This window comes from Allorhizocola rhizosphaerae, assembly GCF_003426775.1.
Classification (GTDB): domain Bacteria; phylum Actinomycetota; class Actinomycetes; order Mycobacteriales; family Micromonosporaceae; genus Allorhizocola; species Allorhizocola rhizosphaerae.
In genome coordinates this window covers 1-2508 of the sequence record NZ_QJUG01000433.1, presented here as the reverse complement: position 1 = coordinate 2508, position 2508 = coordinate 1, and the positions used below count along the sequence as shown (strand labels likewise).

The 2508-nt window shown below is 64.8% G+C and carries 3 protein-coding genes and 1 pseudogene; 1 reads left to right on the top strand and 3 read right to left on the bottom strand.

Going from position 1 to position 2508, the window contains the following annotated elements:
- Positions 1-367: 367 nt before the first annotated feature.
- On the bottom strand, positions 368-541 hold the full coding sequence (locus DM816_RS41425; RefSeq protein WP_117215887.1) for a hypothetical protein: 174 nt from the start codon (positions 539-541) through the stop codon (positions 368-370).
- A 474-nt stretch (positions 542-1015) separates the two neighbouring features.
- Between DM816_RS41425 and DM816_RS41420 the strand changes: the two genes are divergently transcribed.
- On the top strand, positions 1016-1258 hold the full coding sequence (locus tag DM816_RS41420) for a DUF6458 family protein (protein ID WP_117215886.1): 243 nt from the start codon (positions 1016-1018) through the stop codon (positions 1256-1258).
- 146 nt (positions 1259-1404) lie between these two features.
- Here the strand turns inward: DM816_RS41420 and DM816_RS41415 are convergent, their stop codons facing one another.
- Together DM816_RS41415 and DM816_RS41410 are read right to left on the bottom strand one after the other, a co-directional pair.
- Complete coding sequence (locus DM816_RS41415) at positions 1405-2181, bottom strand: sigma-70 family RNA polymerase sigma factor (RefSeq protein ID WP_117215885.1); 777 nt, start codon at positions 2179-2181, stop codon at positions 1405-1407.
- 139 nt (positions 2182-2320) lie between these two features.
- Positions 2321-2508 (bottom strand): annotated as a pseudogene (locus DM816_RS41410) (AI-2E family transporter); the annotation flags it as partial.

Here is a 2508-nt window from a genome sequence, read left to right as displayed (position 1 = left end):
GATGACGGTGAGAATGGTGTTTCCGGCGTCGGCACAGTTTTTCTCCGAGCCGCTGAAGTATCCGCGCTGGCCCGCCGCTACCAGGCCGATGATCAGCCAAATGACGGCGATGACTGCTCCGATGCGCATGGTGCCTCCTGGTAGGGGTTGATCTGCGGTGTGGTGGCCAGCCGGTCACGGTGGTCGAGCGACAGCAGCTTCATGGCTTGACCAGACCTGGGCTGAACGTGAGCGTGTCCCCACGGCGCCCTGACGGTGCGGGACCATGGCCCTGACGGTGCGGGACCATGGCCGGCGTCTCTACGGCTGAGCCTCTGCCTTTTGTCGAACATGTTGCGACAGCCGTCGTGGGCAGCACATCGCTATCTCATCGGCGGCGGTAGCGGGGAATGGCGGTGGCGACGCCGGCCAGATGTAAGGCCACACATAGCAACCCGGCGGTGGTCAGGGTGGCGGCGGTGATGACGGTGCCGAAGCTCGTGCTGGTCAACTGGAGCAAAAGCGCGAGCCCGAACAGTACTGCGGCGAGAATGGCGATCACTGGAGGTGCTCCTTCAGGGGCGAAATATCTCAGGGGCCAAGGGTCTGTTACCCGAGATCGGCTGTGTCCAATCTGGACCAGCGCGCGGCGATCCAGATTTGGGTTGTGCCAATCGACTCCGAAGTGGGCGCGAAAGATGCCGACCGCGGTGCGTTCATCCGGCCCAGGACCCGGCTACCAACATGACCATGCCCGCGATCCGGTAAAGGTGATAGCGGCCACGCAGGATCAGCACACGGGCGGAACGAACCTGCCAGGCCGCTGGGTGGATTGCCGCGCACTTTTGGCCATCGGTGCGGCACAGGCCGCGCCGTCCCGGCGACGCACCATGCGATGTGGCCTGTGCACGATCTGTTCGCGCGCGTCAGTCCAAGCTGGCTGGTTGGGTGACCTCGACAGAGTGGTTCGCACAGTGTGCACAGGTTGGCATGGTGTGCGGTGCCTGAAGACTGGAGTGTGGGGCAAACCGGCGGTATGGGTATTGGAGTTGGCATATTTCTTCTCGCGTTGGGTGCGATCCTGACGTTCGCGGTCGACTGGACGGTCGGCGGGCTGGACCTCAAAGCGGTCGGCTGGGTGCTCATGGCCGCCGGCGTGGCCGGGCTGGCCCTGTTCTTCTACTTCTGGAACCGCCGCCGCGCCCCCACGGCACCACGCGCGCCACGCGACGTTTCCCGCGCGTACGACGATTCCCCACGACCACCATCGACACGGTGACGTTGCCAGTCAACAGCTTCGGACAACATACGGTCACCGGTGAGCGTGGAATATGTTGCCGCAACGGCAATACAGCTCGCGATGCAGGCAAGTACTGAAGGTCTGGTGCGTTGCCCGGTCGATGACGCGGCCGGGCAACGCGGCTGTTACGCGTGGGCGATGATGCCGACGCGCAGCGTGGCGAGGGAGCGGGCGATCAGCCGAGAGACGTGCATTTGGGAGATGCCAAGCTGCTCGGCGATCTCACGCTGGCACAGCCCGTGGCCAAACCGCAGCCGCAGAATGTTTTGCTCGCGGCTGGGAAGCAGGTCCAGGCACTGGCTGAGCAGGTGCCGGTCGGTGACCGACTCCAGCCGTGCGTCCAAGTCGCCCAGGAGCTCGCCGAGTTCGGTGTCCTCGCCCACAGCTGCCGGTGTGTTCAGCGAGCGGGTGGTGTAGGCCAGGCGGCTGTGGACGCCGTCGCGGGTGTCTTGTTCGGACAGATGTAAGTGGACGGCCAGATCGGTGATGGTGGGGACGCGGCCCAGTGTTTGGGTCAGGCCGGGGATGGCCTGGCTGGTTTGCAGGTGAAGTTCCTGCATGCGGCGGGTGATGTGCAGGCTCCATCCGTTGTCGCGGAAGTGTTTCTTCAGGCTGCCGACGATGCACGGGTAGGCGTAGTTCGGGAAGTCCACACCACGGGCTGAGTTGAACCTCGTGGCCGCTTTGACCAGTGCGAGCATGGCGACCTGGGTCAGGTCGTCGAGTTCTTCGCCGCGGCCGGCGAAGCCACGTGCGATCCGGGCGGCCATTGGCATGTGCGCCGTGACCAGGGCAGCGCGTTGGTTCGCATCGTGGGCGATGGTGGGGCGTTGTTGTGCCTTGCCCACGCCGGGGGTCGGCACGGCAAGGGGTCGAAGGACGATAGTGCTGGTCGGACCCATGATCTTCTCCCTCAGTCGAGGGACACGGGCTCGATGGTGCCACCAGGGTCCGGAGCAGCGTGCCGTGTCCTATGCAGGATACGCCTTAATGTTGTTCAGCGGACCATGGGTTCAGTCGACTGTCGGGGAGTTGGTGAAGCTAGGGATTTGGATCAGCACTGATGATCACCGAGTCCGGTGGTGAGGGCCGGCGCTTTCCGAGGTGGCCGATGGCGGTGTTGAGCATGGCGACGATGGGCACGGCGATCAGCGCGCCGACGATTCCGGCCAGGACGATTCCGGCGGCGATCGCGACGATGACGGCCAGGGGGTGGATGGCCACGGCCC

What these genes read in the sequence shown, in the direction of transcription:
- DM816_RS41420 (WP_117215886.1), top strand. Translation starts at nt 1,016, where the DNA reads ATGGGTATTGGAGTTGGCATATTTCTTCTCGCGTTGGGTGCGATCCTG.
- DM816_RS41415 (WP_117215885.1), bottom strand. Translation starts at nt 2,181, where the DNA reads ATGGGTCCGACCAGCACTATCGTCCTTCGACCCCTTGCCGTGCCGACC.